This window comes from Micromonospora sp. NPDC047620 (assembly GCF_043205005.1).
Taxonomy (GTDB): Bacteria; Actinomycetota; Actinomycetes; order Mycobacteriales; family Micromonosporaceae; genus Micromonospora.
On the sequence record NZ_JBIDDG010000007.1, the window covers coordinates 110,885 to 127,626 of the forward strand.

The following is a 16,742-nucleotide window of genomic DNA, read 5'->3' on the forward strand; positions in this document are numbered from 1 at the left end:
CGTCCGGCCGCACCCCGGCCCGGCGGTGGCGCGGAGGTCAGGTTGCCCCGATAAGGGGTGAACTGGTGGGATGGGCCGCGTGTCGACTACCCCGCGACGTGCCGGCGTCGCGCTCGCCGCCCTGACCGCACTGCTCCTCTCCGGATGCTCGGGGCCGGCGGACCGCCGCCCCGAGCCCGCGTCGACGAGCGCCGCGGCCACCCCGACGCCCGGCGCGAGCCTGCCCGCCGCCGACCCGGCCGCCCGCGCCGCCGCCCTGGTCGGCACGCTCGCCGACGAGGACCTGGTCGGCCAGGTGCTGATGCCCTACGCCTACGGCGACTCGGCGACCCGGGTCTCGCCCGGATCGAAGGCCGGCAACCAGGCGCTCGCCGGGGTGGACACCCCGGCCGAGATGATCGCCAGGTACCGGCTCGGCGGGCTGATCCTGGTCGGCTTCAGCGCCGACGACCCGACCAAGGGCAACCAGGAGACCACCAACGTCGACAACCCGGAGCAGGTCCGCGAACTCACCACCGGCCTGCGCGAGGCCGCCGGCCGGCTGCCCGCCGGTCAGGCGCCGTTCCTGATCGGCACCGACCAGGAGTACGGCGTGGTCACCCGGATCACCGACGGGGTGACCCTGCTGCCCAGCGCCCTCGCCGCGGGCGCGGCCGGGAAGCCGGAGCTGACCGAGGCCGCCTGGCGGGCGGCCGGCACCGAACTCGCCGCGATGGGCATCAACCTCGACTTCGCCCCGGTCGCCGACGTGCTCGCCACCCGCAGCACCGTGATCGGCTCCCGGTCGTACGGGGCGGACCCGAAGGCGGCCGCGGGGCAGGTGGCCGGCGCGGTCCGCGGGTTGCAGGCCGCGGGCGTCGCCGCGACCGTCAAGCACTTCCCGGGCCACGGGCACAGCGCCGCCGACTCGCACGAGGACCTGCCGGTGCTCGGCCAGTCCCGCAAGGCGCTGGAGACCGGTGCCTGGCCGCCCTTCTCCGCCGGCATCGACGCCGGCGCGATGGCCGTCATGTCCGCCCACCTCGACGCCCGGTCGGTGGACCCGGGCACCGCGGCGACCTTCTCGCGCAAGCTGCTCACCGACGTGCTGCGCGGCCAGCTCGGCTTCCAGGGCGTGGTGATCACCGACGGGATGAACATGCCGCCGGCGAAGCGCTGGTCACCGGGGGAGGCCGCGGTGCGCGCACTGCAGGCGGGCAACGACCTGATCCTGATGACGCCGCACGTCGGCCGGGCGTACGACGGGCTGCTCGCCGCGCTCCGCGACGGCTCGCTGCCCCGGGCCCGCCTCGTCGAGGCCGCGACCCGGGTGCTGACCATGAAGTTCAAGCTCGCCGACCGGCCCACGCCCGAGTTGTCCACGCTGGGCGGCCCGGCGCACCGGAAGGCGGCGGAGGACCTGGCGGCGGCGGCCGTGACGGTGTTCCGGGGCGCCTGCGGCGGCGGGGTGCGGGGCCCGGTGACCGTCACCTCCTCCGGCGGGCGTGACCACACCCGGGCGGCGCTGACCGAGGCGCTCACCGCGGCCGGGGTCAGGGTGGTGCCCAGCGGCGGCACGGTGGTGCACCTGGTCGGGTACGGCGACGGCGCCGGCGACCTGCGCGCCGACGCCGCCGTCACGGTCGCCATGGACACCCCGTACGTGCTGGCGAAGGCGAAGTCACCGACCCTGCTGGCGACGTACTCGTCCAGCCGGGCGTCGATGGCCGCCCTCGCCGGGGTGCTGGCCGGCAAGGCGCGGCCGGAGGGTCGGTCCCCGGTGCCGGTGCCCGGCCTGCCCGCCACCACCTGCGCCGGCTGACCGCCTCAGTCGCGGTTGATCCGGGCCGACTGCTTCACCAGCTGGTACGCCGGCAGCAGGTCCTCCGGGTCCGGGGCGTCCAGGCTCAGCACGATCGGGCCGTAGAGGCTGGACAACGCGATGGCCCGGTCCGTGTCGCCGTCCGCCGTGTAGGTCGCCTCCACGGCGTCGAGCGTGCCGGCCCGCAGCCGCCGGTACTGCGTGTCCGAAGCCTTCGGCGAGTACGCCTCGACGAAGTGCTTCAGGTGCGCCTCGGCGCCGCCGGCGACCCCGTCGACCCGCCAGACCCGGAGGAACCCGAGTTCGCCGGTCGGCCGGGCGTCGAGTTCGCACAGCATCCTGGCCTTGCCGACGGTCGGCTCGCCGAACTCCGCCGAGCCCTTCACCGCCTCGACCTTCCACCTGGCCGGCAGCGAGAAGGTGATCGGCAGCTCGCAGGGCGTTCCCTTCTGGCCGACGGTGGTGCCGGCGGCCGCTGCGGCCACCTCGTCGTGCCAGGGCGGGCCGGGGGTCACCGGCGAGGCGGTGGTGCTCGGCGCGGCCGACGGCGAACCACCGGCCGCCGGCGTCTCCTTCGCGTCGGCGCAGGCGCCGGTCAGCGCGATGGTCAGCGCCGCGAGCACGGCGGCGCGGGTACGTCGTTCCATGTGTCCATTCCCCCGTTGACGATGAGAGCCGGCCCATCAAAGCGGGGCGGACGGACGGCGTCAAGCCGGTTGGCCTAGCGGGCCGCGCGCAGCGCGGCGACCAGCCACTCCACGGCTGGCACCGCGGGCGGGAACGGTTTCCGCCGGTTGAGCACGCCGATCAACTGCCAGTACCGCTCCACCCGCCGGTCGGTGAAGGCGGCGATTCCGTCGGCCATCGCCCGGCGCTGGTCCGGGGTGAGCGTCGGGTCCACCATCTCGTCGAGCACCGCGCGGGCCTCGGGCGACGCCGGGTCGATCCCGGCGGCCAGCGCCGCACGCGCCGGCTCGACCGACGGCATCGGCTCCGGTGGCGGCGCCGTCGCGTCGGCCGACCCGGCCACCGCCATCTCGCGTACCCGACGGCGGAAGTCCGGGTCGGCCACCAGCTCGGCCAGCTCCAGCCAGGCGTCCACCTCCTCGTCGGTGGGCTCGTCCGGCAGGTCCGCCGGCAGCGCCCGCATGGCCTGGGCCAGACCGGCACCCAGGTCGACGTCGACGCCGTCGAAGACCTCGGCCACGAAGTCGTCGATGATCCGCTGCCGCTCCCGGGCGGAGAGGCGGGCCAGGTCGTTCATGAGTCTCAACTCCTCGGTCGTACTGCCACGTCGGGTGACCGACCGCAGCACCGCCCGGCGCAGCCGCAGCGTCCGGATCTCCGCGTCCAGCGCCCGGACGTGCGCCTGCGCCACGTCCCGGACGGTGGACTGCCGGTCCACGATCCGGCGTACGTCGTCCAGGCCGATGCCCAGCTCGCGCAGCGAGCGCAGCAGCTCCAGCCGGGCCACGGCGGCCGCGTCGTAGAGCCGGTAGCCGCCCGGCGACCGGCCGGTCGGGGGCAACAGGTCCAGGTCGGACCAGAAGCGGATGGTCCGGACCGAGAGGCCGGTCCGGCGGGCGAGCTGCCCGATGGTGAACAGGTCGGTGCGGTCGTCCACGTCGAAGAGCCTCCTGTCTCCAGCCGCTGGAGAGTCAACCCGGAAACGGGCTCGCGGGCGCCCGCCGCACCTGGCACCCTCTGCGCACATGGGAACGGCACAGGGTTTCGCGTACGCCGCGCGGTCGGACGGCACCGTGGTGATCACCCACCACGGGCGGGTGGCGGGCACGTTGCGCGGCGGCCGGGCGGCGGAGTTCCTCGCCGAGATCGACGACGACCCGCAGCTCGTGATGGCCCGGTGGACCGGCAACTACCGCCGGGGCAACGAGCGGACCGCCCGCCGGCACCCCCGCAACCGGGGCTGAGCGACGCGAGGGGCCCGCGCTCGGGTGAGCGCGGGCCCCTCGACGGTACGTGCGACTACAGCGGGATGTTGCCGTGCGCGCCCCGGGCCGCCGGGGCGGCGGCGAGGGCCTCGGCGATGCGGCGACGAGTCTCGGCGGGGGTGATGACGTCGTCGACCACGCCGATCTCCAGGGCGCGGTTGACGCCGCCCGCGACCCGGGTCTGTTCCTCGATCAGCTGCGCGCGCAGCGTCTCGCGTTCCTCGGCGGGGGCGGCGGCGAGCTTCTTGCGGTGCAGGATGTTGACCGCGGCGCTGGCCCCCATGACGGCGACCTCGGCGTGGGGCCAGGCGAACACGGCGGTCGCCCCCAGGGAGCGGGAGTTCATCGCGATGTACGCCCCGCCGTAGGCCTTGCGGGTCACCAGGGTCACCCGCGGCACTACGGCCTCGGCGAAGGCGTGCAGCAGCTTCGCGCCGCGGCGCACCACGCCGTCCCACTCCTGGCCGAGGCCGGGCAGGTAGCCGGGCACGTCGACCAGCACGATCAGCGGCACGCCGAGGGAGTCGCACATCCGCACGAACCGGGCCGCCTTCTCGGCGCTGGAGGCGTCGAGGCAGCCGCCCAGGCGCAGCGGGTTGTTGGCGATCACCCCGACGGTGCGGCCGGCGAACCGGCCCAGGGTGGTGACCACGTTCGGCGCCCACTTGGCGTGCAGCTCCACCCCGGGAGCGTCCAGCAGCGCCTTGACCACCGGCTTGACGTCGTAGGCCCGGTTCGTCTCCACCGGCATCTTCGCCGCCAGGTCGTGCCCCTGGTCGCCCTCCACCGCCACGTCGTCGGGCGACAGCCGCCCCTGGCGTCCCAGCAGCGCGGTGAGCTTGCGCGACTCGGCCAGCGCCGACTCGTCGTCCTTGCACGTCACGTGGACCACCCCGGAGCGGCGGCCGTGCGGCTCCGGCCCGCCCAGCCGCTCCATGTCGACCTGCTCACCGGTGACGCTGCGTACCACCTCCGGACCGGTCACGAAGATCCGTCCGGCCCCGCTCATGACCACGATGTCGGTCAGCGCCGGCCCGTACGCCGCGCCGCCGGCCGCCGGACCCAGCACCATCGAGATCTGCGGCACCCGCCCCGACGCGCGCACCATCGCGGCGAACACCTGACCCACCGCGTCCAGCGCCACCACGCCCTCGGCCAACCGGGCCCCACCGGAGTGCCACAACCCCAGCACCGGCACCCGCTCCCGCACCGCGGTGTCGATGGCGTCCACGACGTGCCGGCACCCCTCGGTGCCCATCGCCCCGCCCATCCGCGTGGCGTCGGTCGCGTACGCGACCGCCGGCGTGCCGTCGATCTCGCCCCGCGCCCACAGGACGCCGGAGGTGTCCCGGGGCGCCATCAACCGCAACGAACCGGCATCGAACAGCGCCCGCAGCCGCAACTCCGGATCTCGGTAGTCCACGACGGGTGAAGTGTCCGCACCAACGGCGGTGGTGGTCACGTGAGCCTCCAAGGCTGTGGTCTCAGGCCCGCGTGAAGACGAGAGCCACGTTGTGCCCGCCGAAGCCGAACGAGTTGTTCAGCGCGGCGGGGATGTCCATGTGGCGCGCCTTGTTCGCGGCCACCTCCAGGGTGAGGCCGTCGTCCGGGTCGTCGAGGTTGATCGTCGGGGGCACGACACTGTCGCGGATCGCCAGGATGGTGGCGATCGACTCCAGCGCGCCCGCCGCACCCAGCAGGTGACCGGACATCGACTTGGTGGAGGACAGCACCGGGTGGTCGCCGAGCGCCTCGTGCAGCGCCTTGATCTCCGCCACGTCACCGACCGGGGTCGACGTGGCGTGCGCGTTGACGTGCGTGATGTCGGACCTGGCGACGTCCGCGTCGGCGATCGCCTTCGCGATGGCCCGGATCGCGCCCTCCCCCTCCGGGTGGGGCTGCACGATGTCGTAGCCGTCGGAGGTGATGCCGGCCCCGGCCAGGCGCGCGTACACCCGGGCACCCCGGGCGGCGGCGTGGTCCGCGCGCTCCAGCACCAGGATGCCCGCGCCCTCGCCGAGCACGAAGCCGTCGCGGCCCTTGTCCCACGGCCGGGAGGCCCGCTCCGGCTCGTCGTTGCGCGTCGACATGGCCCGCATCGAGCTGAAGCCGGCGATCGGCAGCTGGTGGATGACCGCCTCGGTGCCGCCGGCCACCACCACGTCGGCGCGGCCGGCGCGGATCATGTCCAGGCCGAGCGCGATCGCCTCCGCACCGGTCGCGCAGGCGCTGGCCACCGAGTGCACCCCCGCCCTCGCGCCCAGCTCCAGCCCCACCCAGGCGGCGGGGCCGTTCGGCATCAGCATCGGGATGGTGTGCGGGGAGACCCGCCGTGGCCCGGACGCCTCCAGGACGTCGTCCTGGGCGAGCAGGGTCAGCGCGCCGCCGATGCCCGAGCCGACGCTGACGCCCAGCCGCTCCCGGTCCAGCCCGGAGTCGGCCAGGCCGGCGTCCGCCCAGGCCTGCTGCGCCGCGATGATCGCGATCGCCTCGGAACGGTCCAGCCGGCGCAGCTTGACCCGGTCCAGCAGGCCGGCCGGATCCACCGCGAGCTGGGCGGCGATCCGGACCGGCAGCTGCGCGGCCCACTCCGGGGTGAGGGCACTCACCCCGGAGCGGCCGGCGAGCATGGCGTCCCAGGTCGACGCGACGTCCCCGCCCAGCGGGGTGGTCGCGCCGAGCCCGGTGACGACGACGTCGGTGTGCGCCATGATCAGGACTGCGCCTCGATGTAGCTGACGGCGTCCCCGACGGTCTTCAGGTTCTGCACCTCGTTGTCCGGGATCTTGACGCCGAACTTCTCCTCGGCCGCCACCACGACCTCCACCATGGAGAGCGAGTCGACGTCCAGGTCGTCGGTGAAGGACTTCCCCTCGGCCACGTCGTCCGGGTTCACCCCGGCAACCTCTTCGAGGATCTCGGCGAGGCCGGCGGTGATCTCGTCACGGGTCATTGCGGTTTGGTTCCTCTCATCGGTTTCACTCGACGGCCGACGACGCCGGCCGTCACTCCCCGGCGCTGGCGCGCCGGAGGGGCTTCAGGGGCAGCGGACGACCTGACCGGCGTAGGTCAGGCCGCCGCCGAAGCCGAAGAGCAGCACCGGGGCGCCCGAGGGCACCTCCCGCCGCTCGACCAGCTTGGACAGGGCCAGCGGCACGCTCGCCGCCGAGGTGTTGCCGGACTCGACGATGTCCTTGGCGATGATCGCGTTCGGGATGCCGAGCCGCTTCACGATGCCGTCGATGATCCGGGCGTTGGCCTGGTGCGGCACGAAGGCGGCCAGCTCCGACGGGTCCACCCCGGCGCGCTCGCACGCCTGCCGGGCCAGCGGCGCCAGCTCGGTGGTGGCCCAGCGGAAGACCGACTGACCCTCCTGCTGGATGTACGGGCGCCAGCCCTCGATGCGTACCGCGTCGCTCTTCTCCGGGGCCGAACCCCAGACCACCGGGCCGATGCCGGCGGGCTCGTCCTCGGCGGTGGCCGTCACCACGGCGGCGCCCGCGCCGTCGGCGAAGATGATGCAGGTGGAGCGGTCCGTCCAGTCGACGATGTCGGAGAGCTTCTCCGCGCCGATCACCAGGGCGTTGCGCGAGGCGCCGGCCCGGACGGCGTGGTCCACCGTGCCCAGCGCGTAGGCGAAACCGGAGCAGGCCGTGTTGATGTCGTACGCCCCGGGCGCGGTGATGCCGAGCTTGGCGGCGACCCGGCAGGCGACGTTCGGGCTGCGGTCGACGGCGCTGCAGGTGGCCACGACGACCAGGTCGATGTCGGCGGCGGTGAGGCCGGCGTTGGCCAGCGCCTTGCCGGCGGCGGCGGCGGCCATGTCGGTGACCGACTCGCCGTCGGCGATCCGTCGGGTGACGATGCCGACCCGGTCGCGGATCCACTCGTCGCTGGTCTCCACCAGCTGCGCGATCTCGTCGTTGGTGACCACCCGGGAGGGCTGGTAGTGCCCCATGGCGAGGATCCGGCTGCCGGTCATGCGTGACCTCCGATGCGAACGAGCGGCTGGCCCGGCGCGACCGGGTCGTCGTGGTGGGCGAGCCACTCGGTGAGCACCCCGCTGGCGTGGGCGGCCACCTCGACCGGGCCCTGCCGGGTGGCGATGTGGCCGACGACCTGCCCGGCGTCGAGCGTCTCGCCCTCGGCGAGGCCCTCCGCCGGCTCGAAGGTGCCGGCCGACGGGGCCACCACCACGCGGAACTGCATGGTCGGCTCGTGGCTCGGCGCCATCCCGTGCCGGGCGATCAGGTCCCGTGCGGCGGGCAGGTCGTCCGGGGTGTTCAGGGTGACGATCTCCGGGAGGCCGCTCTCCTTGAGCTCCCGCTTGACCAGGCCCGCGAGGGTGCCCGCCGGGGGCAGCTCGATCACGCCGGTCACCCCGAGGTCGGCCAGCGTGCGCATGCAGAGGTCCCAGCGCACCGGCGCGGTGACCTGCCGGACCAGGCGCTGCACCATGTCGCGCCCGTGGTTGACCGCGGCGCCGTCGATGTTGGACAGCAGGATCCGGGTCGGGTCGGCGGGGGTGATCCCGGCGGCGACGGCGGCGAGCGCCGCCTCGGCGGGGGCCATGTACGGGGTGTGGAAGGCGCCGGCCACCTTGAGGCGGATCACCCGGGCCTTGGTCGGCGGCTCGGCGGCGAGCTTCTCCAGGCCCGCGACCGCGCCGGCGGCGACGAACTGGCCGGCGCCGTTGCGGTTGGCCGGGTGCAGCCCGTGCGCGGCGATCGTGGCGAGCACCTCGTCGGGGTCCCCGCCCAGCACGGCGGCCATCCCGGTCGGCTCCAGCGCGCAGGCGTCGGCCATCTCGCGGCCGCGTACGCCGGCGAGGGTGATCGCCGCCTCCGCGGGCAGCACCCCGGCGAGCGCCGCCGCGCCCAGCTCGCCCACGCTGTGGCCGGCGGTGACGGTGACGTCGTGCGTCGGCAGGTGTTCGGCGGCGAGCAGCGCCGCCGCGACCAGCAGCGGCTGGGTGCGGGCGGTGTCCTTGATCTCGTCGGCGTCGGCCGCGGTGCCGAGGTGCACCAGGTCGACCCCGGCCATCGCCGACCACCACCGCAGACGGGCCTCGGCGCCGGGCAGGTCGAGCCAGGGGGTCAGGAAGCCGGGTTTCTGGGAACCCTGGCCGGGAGAGAGTACGGCGAGCACGTCTATGACTCTCCCGGATACGCGCGGGTAGCGCTGTGCCGCCCTCGACCAAACCGCACTAGAACCTTTGGAGGGTTCCTACAAAGATCGGCGGTGATCGTCACCCGACTGTGATGTTTTCCTGACGGCTGGGGTCATTGTCTGGGTTGGGACCACCGGGACCACCGGGTCGAGCCGGCCGACGGTGAGCGCCACCTGGAGGGCGAACGCGTCCCGCGCGGTGAGCGGCGAGAAGCCGGTCACGTCGGCGATCCGCCGCAGCCGGTAGCGCACCGTGTTCGGGTGCACGAAGAGGGCGCGGGCGGCGCTCTCCAGCGTGCCGCCGGCCGCGAAGAACGCGTCGAGGGTCTCCAGCAACTCGCCACCCGCCCGCACGAGCGCGGCGTAGACGTCGTGCCGCAGCCGCCGGCGCGCCTCCGCGTCACCGGCCAGCGCGCGCTCCGGCAGCAGGTCGCCCGCCGGCACCGGCCGGGGCGCGGTCGGCCAGGCGGGGGCGGCCCGGAAGCCGGCCAGCGCGGCGCGGGCCGACTCGGTCGCCTCGTCCAGGCTCGGCACGGCCGGGCCGACCACCACCGGCCCGTCGCCGAACGCGCCGAGCAGCTTGACGGTGGCGGCGACGGGATCGGCGGCGCCCCCGAGCACGATGACCAGCCGGTCGCCGTGCACCCCGCCGATCACCTCCGCGCCGATGCGCCGGGCCTGCCGGTGCACGGTGTGCAGCACGGCGGACACCTCGCCGCCGGGGGAGCGGCCGACGGCCACCGCCACCGGCGGGGCGTCCGCCCAGCCGAGCGCCGCCGCGCGGCTGGCCAGCACGTCCGGCGAGTCGCCCCGCAGCAGCGCGTCCACCAGCAACGCCTGCAACCGGGCGTCCCAGGAGCCGCGGGACTCGGCGGCCCGGGCGTACGCGCGGGCGGCGGCGAAGGCGATCTCCCGGGAGAACCGCAGCACCGCCTCGCGCAACTGCTGCTCCTCGCCCGGCGCGGCCAGGTGCGAGACCTGCTCCTCGACGACGTCGATCATCACCTTGATCAGCGCCACCGTCTGCTGGAGGCTGATCGAGCGGGCCAGCGCCTGCGGCGCGGTGGCGAAGACCTCGTCGGAGACCTCCTGGGTGCTGTCCGCCGTGCCACCGCCGTCGCGCAGCCACTGCACCAGCGACCGGGCACCGGCCTGGGCCACCAGCATCACCCAGGAACGGTGGTCGGCGGGCAGGTCACGGAACCAGGGCAGGGCCTCGTCCATCCGGGCCACGCTGGCGGTGGCCAGCGCCCCCGCCGCCCGCTCGATCCGGCGCAGCGTGGCCGACAGTTCCGTACCGCCCGGCTCGCTCACCGCTCCAGCCTGACACGTCCCGACCTGGACCTTCACGCCGGGCGGCGCGCGCTCGGCGGTTACCCTGGGCGGGCCGGCAGGCCGGCGGGCCGGGTCAGGCGGGCGGGGGAGCGGGCAGCCCCAGCTCCTGGGCCAGGATGGCGGCCTGCACCCGGCTGCGCAGGCCCAGCTTGGCGAGGATCCGGCTGACATGGGTCTTGGTGGTGCTCTCCGCCATCGCCAGCCGGTCGGCGATCTGCTGGTTGGACAGCCCGAGCCCGAGGCAGGCCAGCACGTCCCGCTCCCGGGGGGTCAGCGCGTCCACCGCCGCCCGGGTCGCCCCGGAGGCGGCCGGGGCGGTCGCCGCGAACGCGGTGATCAGCCGGCGGGTCACCGCCGGGGCGATGAACCCCTCGCCCCGGGCGACCGTCCGCACCGCCGCCACCAGTCCCTCGGCGTCGGTGTCCTTCAGCACGAAGCCCGCCGCGCCGGCCCGCAGCGCGCCGAAGACGTACTCGTCGAGGTCGAAGGTGGTGAGCACGAGCACGTCGGCGAGCCGGTCGGCGACGATCTCCCGGGTGGCCGAGATGCCGTCCAGCCGGGGCATCCGCACGTCCATGACCGCCACGTCGGGCCGCAGCTCGCGGCACAGCCGGACGGCCTCCGCGCCGTCGTCGGCCTCGCCCACCACGGCGACGCCGGGCGCGCCGGCCAGGATCAGCGCCAGCCCGGCCCGCACCGCCGGCTGGTCGTCGGCGAGCAGCACCCGGATCACCTCGGCCATGACACGTCCCGTCCCCTCATGCCGCCTCGCCCGTCGGCAGCTCCACCCGTACCCGCCAGCGGCCCTGCGCCGGGCCGGCGGCGAACCGCCCGTTGAGCAGCACCGCCCGCTCCCGCATCCCGATCAGGCCGGCGCCGGCGCCGCCCGGCGCGCCACCGCCGGCGCCCACCGGGTTGTCCACGCCCACCACCACCCCCGCCGGCTCGTACGCGACCAGCAGGTCGGCCTCGCCGGCGCCGTGCTTGAGCGCGTTGGTCAGCGACTCCTGCACGATCCGGTACGCGGCCAGGTCCACCCCGACCGGCAGCGGGCGGGGCTCGCCGCGCCGGGTCACCCGCACCGCCAGCCCGGCGGCGCGGGCCCGGTCGACCAGCCCGTCGACCTCGCTCAGCCGCGCCCGGGTCGTCTCGTCCGTCGCGTCGACGGCCGGCCCGCTCTCCGCCGGCTCCCGGAGCAGGCCGATCATCTGCCGCATCTCCGCCAGGCCCTGCACGCTGTTCTCCCGGATCACCCGCAGCGCCGACTGGACCTGCGCCCGGTCGAGCCCCGGCACGGAGAGCGCGGCCGTGGCGTGGATCGCCACGGCGCTCAGGTGGTTGGCGATCACGTCGTGCAGCTCCCGGGCCATCCGGGCGCGTTCCGCGCCGACCGCCTGCCGCCGGTCAAGCTCCACCAACCGCGCGGTCTGCTCGGCCCGGGCCCGCTCGGCCGCCGCCTGGTCCCGGTACTGCCGCACGCTGATCCCGGTGAGCACCGGCAGCGCCCCGGCCAGCACCACCAACACCCCGAAACCCACGCCCCGCCAGTCACCGGTCAGCAGCACCCCCGCCGCCGTGCCGAGCACGCTCAGCCCGACCATGACCCGCAGCAGCCAGCGCCAGGTCCGCGCCGAACCGAACACGCACGCGTCGTAGAGCACCTGGGTGTAGACGAGGACGGTGGCCACCGAGCCGCCCATCGCGAGGTCGACCACCACCGCCACGGTGCCGAGAGTCAGGCTGCTGCGGCTGGCGACCCGGCGCAGGCCCACCGCCACGCAGGCCGCCGCCAGCGGCAGCAGGAACAGCGGCTCCGGCAGGCCCGGATGCCAGGGCAACTGCGGCTGCGTGCCCAGGGCGTACATGACCGCGCCGCCGGCCAGGGACGCGGCGGCGAGCATCAGGTCCCGGCCGGCGGTGCCGGGCCCGAGCCAGGTCGGCGCTCGCATGGCCCCGATCCCACCACACCGGCCGCCGCCCGGGCTCCGACCGCCGCAGGAGCCCGCCCCGCCCCACCCCCACCGAAAGATGTACGCCGCCCGGCCCGGCCGGGTGCCGATGGGGGGCGGGAGCGCGGGTGCAGGGCCACGGGGCGGGTGTGGGGACGGTGGGGGGTGGGTCCGTCGAAGGAGGGAGCAAGATCTCGTCTTCGGCGGTGAGGGTCCCGCGCCCGGGGCGGGGCAGGGTGGTGGGGGCACGAACGGGGAGGGCAGGAATGCTGCTGGGAGTCATCGTCGCCTGCGAGATCGGGTTCTGGGTGGTGCTCGCCGCCGGGCTGGTCGCGCGGTATCCGCTGCGCCGGCCGCGGCTGGGCGCCGCGCTGCTGGTCTGCGTACCGCTGGTGGACCTGGTGCTGCTCGCGGCGAGCGCGCTGGACCTGCGGCGCGGCGCCACCGCGGACGTCACCCACGGCCTGGCCGCCGCGTACCTCGGCTTCTCGGTGGCCTTCGGGCACTCGATGGTCCGCTGGGCCGACCAGCGCTTCGCGCACCGCTTCGCCGGCGGCCCGCCGCCGGTCAAGCCGCCGCGGCACGGGTGGGCGCGGACCCGGCACGAGTGGCGGGAGTGGGGCAAGGGCCTGCTCGGGTGGGCGATCGCCTGCGCGCTGCTCGGGGCGGCGATCGTCTGGGTCGACGACGCCGAGCGGACCCGGGAGCTGACGAACTGGATCGGCAGGCTCTCCCTCGCCATCGTCATCTGGCTGGTCGCCTTCCCGGTCTGGGAGACGATCTTCCCGCGCCGGGCGCGGCGCTGACCCGGGTCCGGCTGCACGGCCCGTCGGTGCCGGCCAGTACGGTGACAGGGCACGTCGGGGCGACCCCGGCGGGCGTGGCGAGCGTGAGGAGACCGGATGGCGCACGGGGAGGCCGAGCACGGCTGCGCCCAGGGTGAGCCCTGCCGGCCGGGCCACCACGACCAGCAGGCGGCCGCCAAGCACCACCGCCGGCTGCCCGGCGGGTTCCCGGCCCATGCGCCGGAGCCCCCTGGTCGTGCGGCGGAGCGCGCCGACGAGGACGCCCCGGTGCCCCGGCAGCGTGCCGCCGAGGCGGCCCTGCCCCCCGGCGAGGTCGAGCCGGCGGCGGCGCAGGGCTGCCGCAGCGACCTGCCCGGTTGGGCCGGCGCGCACCGGCACGGCCCGGTCCGCCCCCGGCACCGTGTCGTCCGCCGGGAGCGACCGCCACGCCGCTGGTGCTGACCCCACGGGGCGCCGTCCACGTGGCACGGACGTTCCCGCTGGCGCAGGCCGCCGACGCCCACCGCCTCGTGGCGGCGGGGCACGTCCGCGGCAGGATGGCCCTGGAGGTCTGACCCGTCGACCCCGGCCCGGCCGCCTGGCCGGTCGGGCGGCGGCGGGCCGGTCGGGCGGGCGGCGGCGGGCCCGGGGGCGGTGCGTGTGACGGCGGCGGGGGCGGGCCGTCAGCGGGTGCGGCGGCGGACCAGCAGCGCGATCCCGGCGAGACCGGACGTGATCACCAGCACCACCGCCACGTTGAGCAGCAGCAGTCGCTGCAGCTCGCCGAGGGCCTCGTCGATGTCCTTCGCCGGGTTGAGCGCGTCCTCCGGGATGACCCGCTCGCCGCCGCCGACGCCGCCGCTCACCGTGTCGAACTGCCGCTCCAGCGGCACACCGGCGGTACGGAGCGTCTCCGACATGCTGAGGCGGCCGAGGAACCACCCCGCGGTGGTCTTGCGGGAGTCGGGCTGCTTGGCGGGCCGGTAGACCCGCGGGCCGCCGACCGCCTTCGGGTAGAGGTCGTACGTCTGCTTCGGAACGTCGCCGGCGAACACCACGACCGTGTACTTCGGACCGAGGTCGGCCGCCTTCGGGCCACGGGCCTGCCCGGCGCGGCCGAGGAAGTTGACCTGGTCGATGACCGCCACGACGTGCGCCGGGTGGGCGTCGGCGTGCAGCCGCAGCGGCTCGGCCAGGCCATCGCCGGTGATCTCCACGCCGGCGGGCGGCGGCTTCGGCGCCGCCTTCGCCGCCCCGGCGAGGCCGAGCGACAGGGCCGTCGCCGCGAGCCCGCCCGCCAGCACCGCGCCCAGTCGCCGCATCGTCCGGACCATCGCCGCCTCCTCGCCCCGTTCGATGGATGGCTTGCTGCAGGTCACGCGTTGCCTGGCCGACGGAGTGACCGAACCCGCACACATCGGGTGCCCACTCTCAAGACTCCGCAGAACGTCGATCGGTTGCAGCTCGTGGAACAGTAATTGGAACTATCTGCGATCTGGGCCCGACAAATGAGCGGCAGCCGTTGATCAGCGGGCGGATCGTACCTTTACGGAGGGGTTCATGGGGGGCAGGGTCCCACGTGCGGCGCGTACCTGGCCAGTGGTGGTCGGCGTGGCGCTCGGTGTGTCGCTGGCGCTGCCGGCCGCGCCGGCCACCGCGCACAACTCGCTGACCGGCAGCGATCCGCGCAACGGCGCCCGGGTGGCCGAGGCGCCGACCCGGATCGAGCTCCGGTTCCTGGCGAAGCCCGACCCGGGCACGACGAAGATCACAGTCACCGGGCCGGACAACGTGGCCGCGTCGGGCGGCCCGCCGACCTTCTCCGGCTCCCGGGTCAGCATCCCGTTCACCCCCGGCAAGGCGGGGCTGTACGTCGTCGGCTACCGGTTGGCGTCCAGCGACGGGCACCCGGTCTCCGGCGAGGTGCGGTTCACCCTCACCACCGGTACCCCCGCCGAACCGCCCCCGTCGACCGGTCCGACCGCGCCGGCGTCGGCCGTACCGTCGCCGACCGGCTCCGCCGCGCCGACCTCGGCCGCGCCCGCCCCGACGGGCGGCGGCGCGACGGTGGCCGCGGTGCCGGCGGCCGGGCGGAGCGAGGGCGCGGCGGGGCGGGGCTGGCTGTGGGCGCTCGGCGGCGCCGTGTCGCTGGCCGCCCTCGCGGCGGGCCTGCTGCTCCGCCGCCGCTCCGCCCGCCGCTGACCGCCACCGCCGGCCCGACAGGCCGGCGCCCGGGCCGGTCGGACCGGCCCGGGCGCTGACGGTACATCTGCCGAGGTCAGACCAGGCGGACCCGGGCGGCCCGCAGCCGGCTCAGGGTGCGCTCGCGGCCGAGCACCTCCAGCGACTCGAACAGCGGCAGCCCGACCGTGCGGCCGGTGACCGCGACGCGCACCGGCGCCTGGGCCTTGCCGAGCTTGAGGCCGCGCTCGGCGCCGACCGCCTCCAGCGTCGACTTCAGCGTCTCCGCGTCCCAGGACTCCAGCCCCTCGAAGGCCGCCGTGGCGGCGTCCAGCAGCTCCGCCGAGCCCTCCTTCATCGCCTTGGCCCAGGCGGCCTCGTCGACCAGCGGCGCGGCGAGGAAGAGGAAGTCGACGTTCGGCACGATCTCGCTGAGCACCGCGATCCGGGTCTGCGCCAGCGGGGCCACGGCCGCGAAGGCGTCCGCGTCGAACTCCTCCGGCTGCCACGGCGGCGGGGCGATCGTGCCGGTGCCGGTCAGCCACGGCCGGCAGACCTCGACGAACTCCTCGACCGGCAGCGCCCGGATGTACTCGCCGTTGAACGCGCGCAGCTTCTTCTCGTCGAAGAACGCCGGCGAGGGGTTGACCTCCGCCAGCCGGAACTCCTCCTCGATCACCGACCACGGGACGATCTCCCGGTCGCCGGAGGGCGCCCAGCCGAGCAGCATCAGGTAGTTGCGCATCGCCGCGGCGAGGTAGCCCTCGTCCCGGTACGCCTCCAGGGCCACCTTGTCCCGCCGCTTGGAGAGCTTCTGCCGCTTCTCGTTGACCACCACCGGCACGTGCGCCCAGACCGGCGGCTTGACGCCGAGGGCGTCCCAGAGCAGCTGCTGCTTCGGCGTGTTGGGCAGGTGTTCCTCGGCCCGGATCACGTGGGTGATCCCCATGGTCATGTCGTCGACCACGTTGGCCAGCAGGAACACCGGCGAGCCGTCGCCCCGGGCGATGACGAAGTCCTCGATCAGCTTGTTCTCGAACGTCGGCTCGCCGCGGATCAGGTCGACCACCACGGTCGCGCCCTCGTCGGGCGTGCGGAAGCGCAGGGCGCGGCCCTCGCCGGGCGTCAGGCCGCGGTCGCGGCAGAAGCCGTCGTAGCCCTGGTACTGCGAGCCGGTGCGGGCCTGCACGGCCTCCCGGGTGCAGTCGCAGTAGTACGCCCGGCCGGACTCGTACAGCCGCGCGGCGGCGGCCCGGTGCTCGCCGGCGTACTGGGACTGGAAGTAGGGGCCCTCGTAGCTGCCGCGCTCGATGCCGATCCAGTCCAGCGCCGAGAGGATGCCCTCGGTCCACTCCGGCTTGTTGCGCGCCGCGTCGGTGTCCTCGATGCGGAGCACGAACACCCCGCCCTGCTGCTTGGCGTAGATCCAGTTCTGCAGCGCGGAGCGGGCGCCGCCGACGTGGAACATACCGGTCGGGGAAGGGGCGAAGCGTACACGTACCGTCACGCCCCCAGCCTACGGCGGCGCGCGAGCGGGTTTGGAAGGGCCCCTTGCAATCGCCAGGCGATT

At 75.2% G+C, this 16,742-nt stretch carries 17 protein-coding genes and 1 pseudogene; 6 read left to right on the top strand and 12 right to left on the bottom strand.

Going from position 1 to position 16,742, the window contains the following annotated elements; genetic code table 11:
* Window positions 1–70 precede the first annotated feature (70 nt).
* Window positions 71–1,801: a glycoside hydrolase family 3 protein gene (locus tag ACGF5C_RS10525; protein WP_393299388.1), complete on the top strand. Its 1,731-nt coding sequence runs from the start codon at window positions 71–73 to the stop codon at window positions 1,799–1,801.
* A gap of 5 nt (window positions 1,802–1,806) precedes the next feature.
* Here the strand turns inward: ACGF5C_RS10525 and ACGF5C_RS10530 are convergent, their stop codons facing one another.
* Window positions 1,807–2,448, bottom strand: a complete 642-nt coding sequence (locus ACGF5C_RS10530) for a lipoprotein (RefSeq protein WP_393299391.1) — start codon at window positions 2,446–2,448, stop codon at window positions 1,807–1,809.
* Between the two features lie 74 nt (window positions 2,449–2,522).
* A complete protein-coding gene (locus ACGF5C_RS10535; RefSeq protein WP_393299394.1) occupies window positions 2,523–3,425 on the bottom strand; it encodes a MerR family transcriptional regulator in 903 nt (300 codons plus the stop codon).
* Window positions 3,426–3,513: 88 nt separating this feature from the next.
* Here ACGF5C_RS10535 and ACGF5C_RS10540 point away from each other — a divergent pair, with 88 nt between their 5' ends.
* The gene (locus tag ACGF5C_RS10540; RefSeq protein WP_393299396.1) at window positions 3,514–3,732 is read left to right on the top strand and encodes a hypothetical protein; all 219 of its coding nucleotides are present in this window, start codon (window positions 3,514–3,516) and stop codon (window positions 3,730–3,732) included.
* Window positions 3,733–3,787: 55 nt separating this feature from the next.
* On the opposite strand, the gene ACGF5C_RS10545 is transcribed toward ACGF5C_RS10540, so the two are convergent.
* The 8 genes and pseudogenes from ACGF5C_RS10545 to ACGF5C_RS10580 form a co-directional block, all read right to left on the bottom strand.
* Window positions 3,788–5,176, bottom strand: coding sequence for an acyl-CoA carboxylase subunit beta (locus ACGF5C_RS10545; protein WP_393299399.1), 1,389 nt, complete (start codon window positions 5,174–5,176; stop codon window positions 3,788–3,790).
* 61 nt (window positions 5,177–5,237) lie between these two features.
* Window positions 5,238–6,464, bottom strand: a complete 1,227-nt coding sequence (gene fabF, locus ACGF5C_RS10550) for a beta-ketoacyl-ACP synthase II (protein ID WP_393299402.1) — start codon at window positions 6,462–6,464, stop codon at window positions 5,238–5,240.
* A gap of 2 nt (window positions 6,465–6,466) precedes the next feature.
* Window positions 6,467–6,706, bottom strand: coding sequence for an acyl carrier protein (locus ACGF5C_RS10555; protein WP_007072348.1), 240 nt, complete (start codon window positions 6,704–6,706; stop codon window positions 6,467–6,469).
* Between the two features lie 84 nt (window positions 6,707–6,790).
* Window positions 6,791–7,735 carry a beta-ketoacyl-ACP synthase III gene (locus ACGF5C_RS10560; RefSeq protein WP_357450886.1) on the bottom strand — a complete coding sequence of 315 codons (945 nt, stop codon included), beginning with the start codon at window positions 7,733–7,735 and terminating at the stop codon, window positions 6,791–6,793.
* The gene (locus ACGF5C_RS10565) at window positions 7,732–8,901 is read right to left on the bottom strand and encodes an acyltransferase domain-containing protein (protein WP_393299405.1); all 1,170 of its coding nucleotides are present in this window, start codon (window positions 8,899–8,901) and stop codon (window positions 7,732–7,734) included. The genes ACGF5C_RS10560 and ACGF5C_RS10565 overlap by 4 nt, the downstream gene beginning before the upstream one ends.
* 78 nt (window positions 8,902–8,979) lie before the next feature.
* A pseudogene (locus tag ACGF5C_RS10570) lies at window positions 8,980–10,257 on the bottom strand (PucR family transcriptional regulator); the annotation flags it as partial.
* Window positions 10,258–10,330: 73 nt separating this feature from the next.
* The gene (locus ACGF5C_RS10575; protein ID WP_393299408.1) at window positions 10,331–10,999 is read right to left on the bottom strand and encodes a response regulator; all 669 of its coding nucleotides are present in this window, start codon (window positions 10,997–10,999) and stop codon (window positions 10,331–10,333) included.
* A 16-nt stretch (window positions 11,000–11,015) separates the two neighbouring features.
* The gene (locus ACGF5C_RS10580) at window positions 11,016–12,206 is read right to left on the bottom strand and encodes a sensor histidine kinase (protein WP_393299411.1); all 1,191 of its coding nucleotides are present in this window, start codon (window positions 12,204–12,206) and stop codon (window positions 11,016–11,018) included.
* 266 nt (window positions 12,207–12,472) lie between these two features.
* On the opposite strand from ACGF5C_RS10580, the gene ACGF5C_RS10585 reads away from it, so the two are divergent.
* The 3 genes from ACGF5C_RS10585 to ACGF5C_RS10595 all read left to right on the top strand — a co-directional run bounded on the left by ACGF5C_RS10585 (window position 12,473) and on the right by ACGF5C_RS10595 (window position 13,566).
* Window positions 12,473–13,012 carry a hypothetical protein gene (locus ACGF5C_RS10585; RefSeq protein ID WP_393299414.1) on the top strand — a complete coding sequence of 180 codons (540 nt, stop codon included), beginning with the start codon at window positions 12,473–12,475 and terminating at the stop codon, window positions 13,010–13,012.
* A 96-nt stretch (window positions 13,013–13,108) separates the two neighbouring features.
* Window positions 13,109–13,453, top strand: a complete 345-nt coding sequence (locus tag ACGF5C_RS10590) for a hypothetical protein (protein ID WP_393299417.1) — start codon at window positions 13,109–13,111, stop codon at window positions 13,451–13,453.
* Between the two features lie 20 nt (window positions 13,454–13,473).
* Window positions 13,474–13,566 carry a zinc-binding dehydrogenase gene (locus ACGF5C_RS10595; protein ID WP_393299420.1) on the top strand — a complete coding sequence of 31 codons (93 nt, stop codon included), beginning with the start codon at window positions 13,474–13,476 and terminating at the stop codon, window positions 13,564–13,566.
* Between the two features lie 108 nt (window positions 13,567–13,674).
* On the opposite strand, the gene ACGF5C_RS10600 is transcribed toward ACGF5C_RS10595, so the two are convergent.
* A complete protein-coding gene (locus tag ACGF5C_RS10600) occupies window positions 13,675–14,325 on the bottom strand; it encodes a hypothetical protein (protein WP_393299423.1) in 651 nt (216 codons plus the stop codon).
* A 226-nt stretch (window positions 14,326–14,551) separates the two neighbouring features.
* Between ACGF5C_RS10600 and ACGF5C_RS10605 the strand changes: the two genes are divergently transcribed.
* Complete coding sequence (locus ACGF5C_RS10605) at window positions 14,552–15,193, top strand: copper resistance CopC family protein (protein WP_393299426.1); 642 nt, start codon at window positions 14,552–14,554, stop codon at window positions 15,191–15,193.
* Between the two features lie 76 nt (window positions 15,194–15,269).
* Here the strand turns inward: ACGF5C_RS10605 and gltX are convergent, their stop codons facing one another.
* A complete protein-coding gene (gene gltX / locus ACGF5C_RS10610; protein ID WP_393299429.1) occupies window positions 15,270–16,679 on the bottom strand; it encodes a glutamate--tRNA ligase in 1,410 nt (469 codons plus the stop codon).
* Window positions 16,680–16,742: the final 63 nt, after the last annotated feature.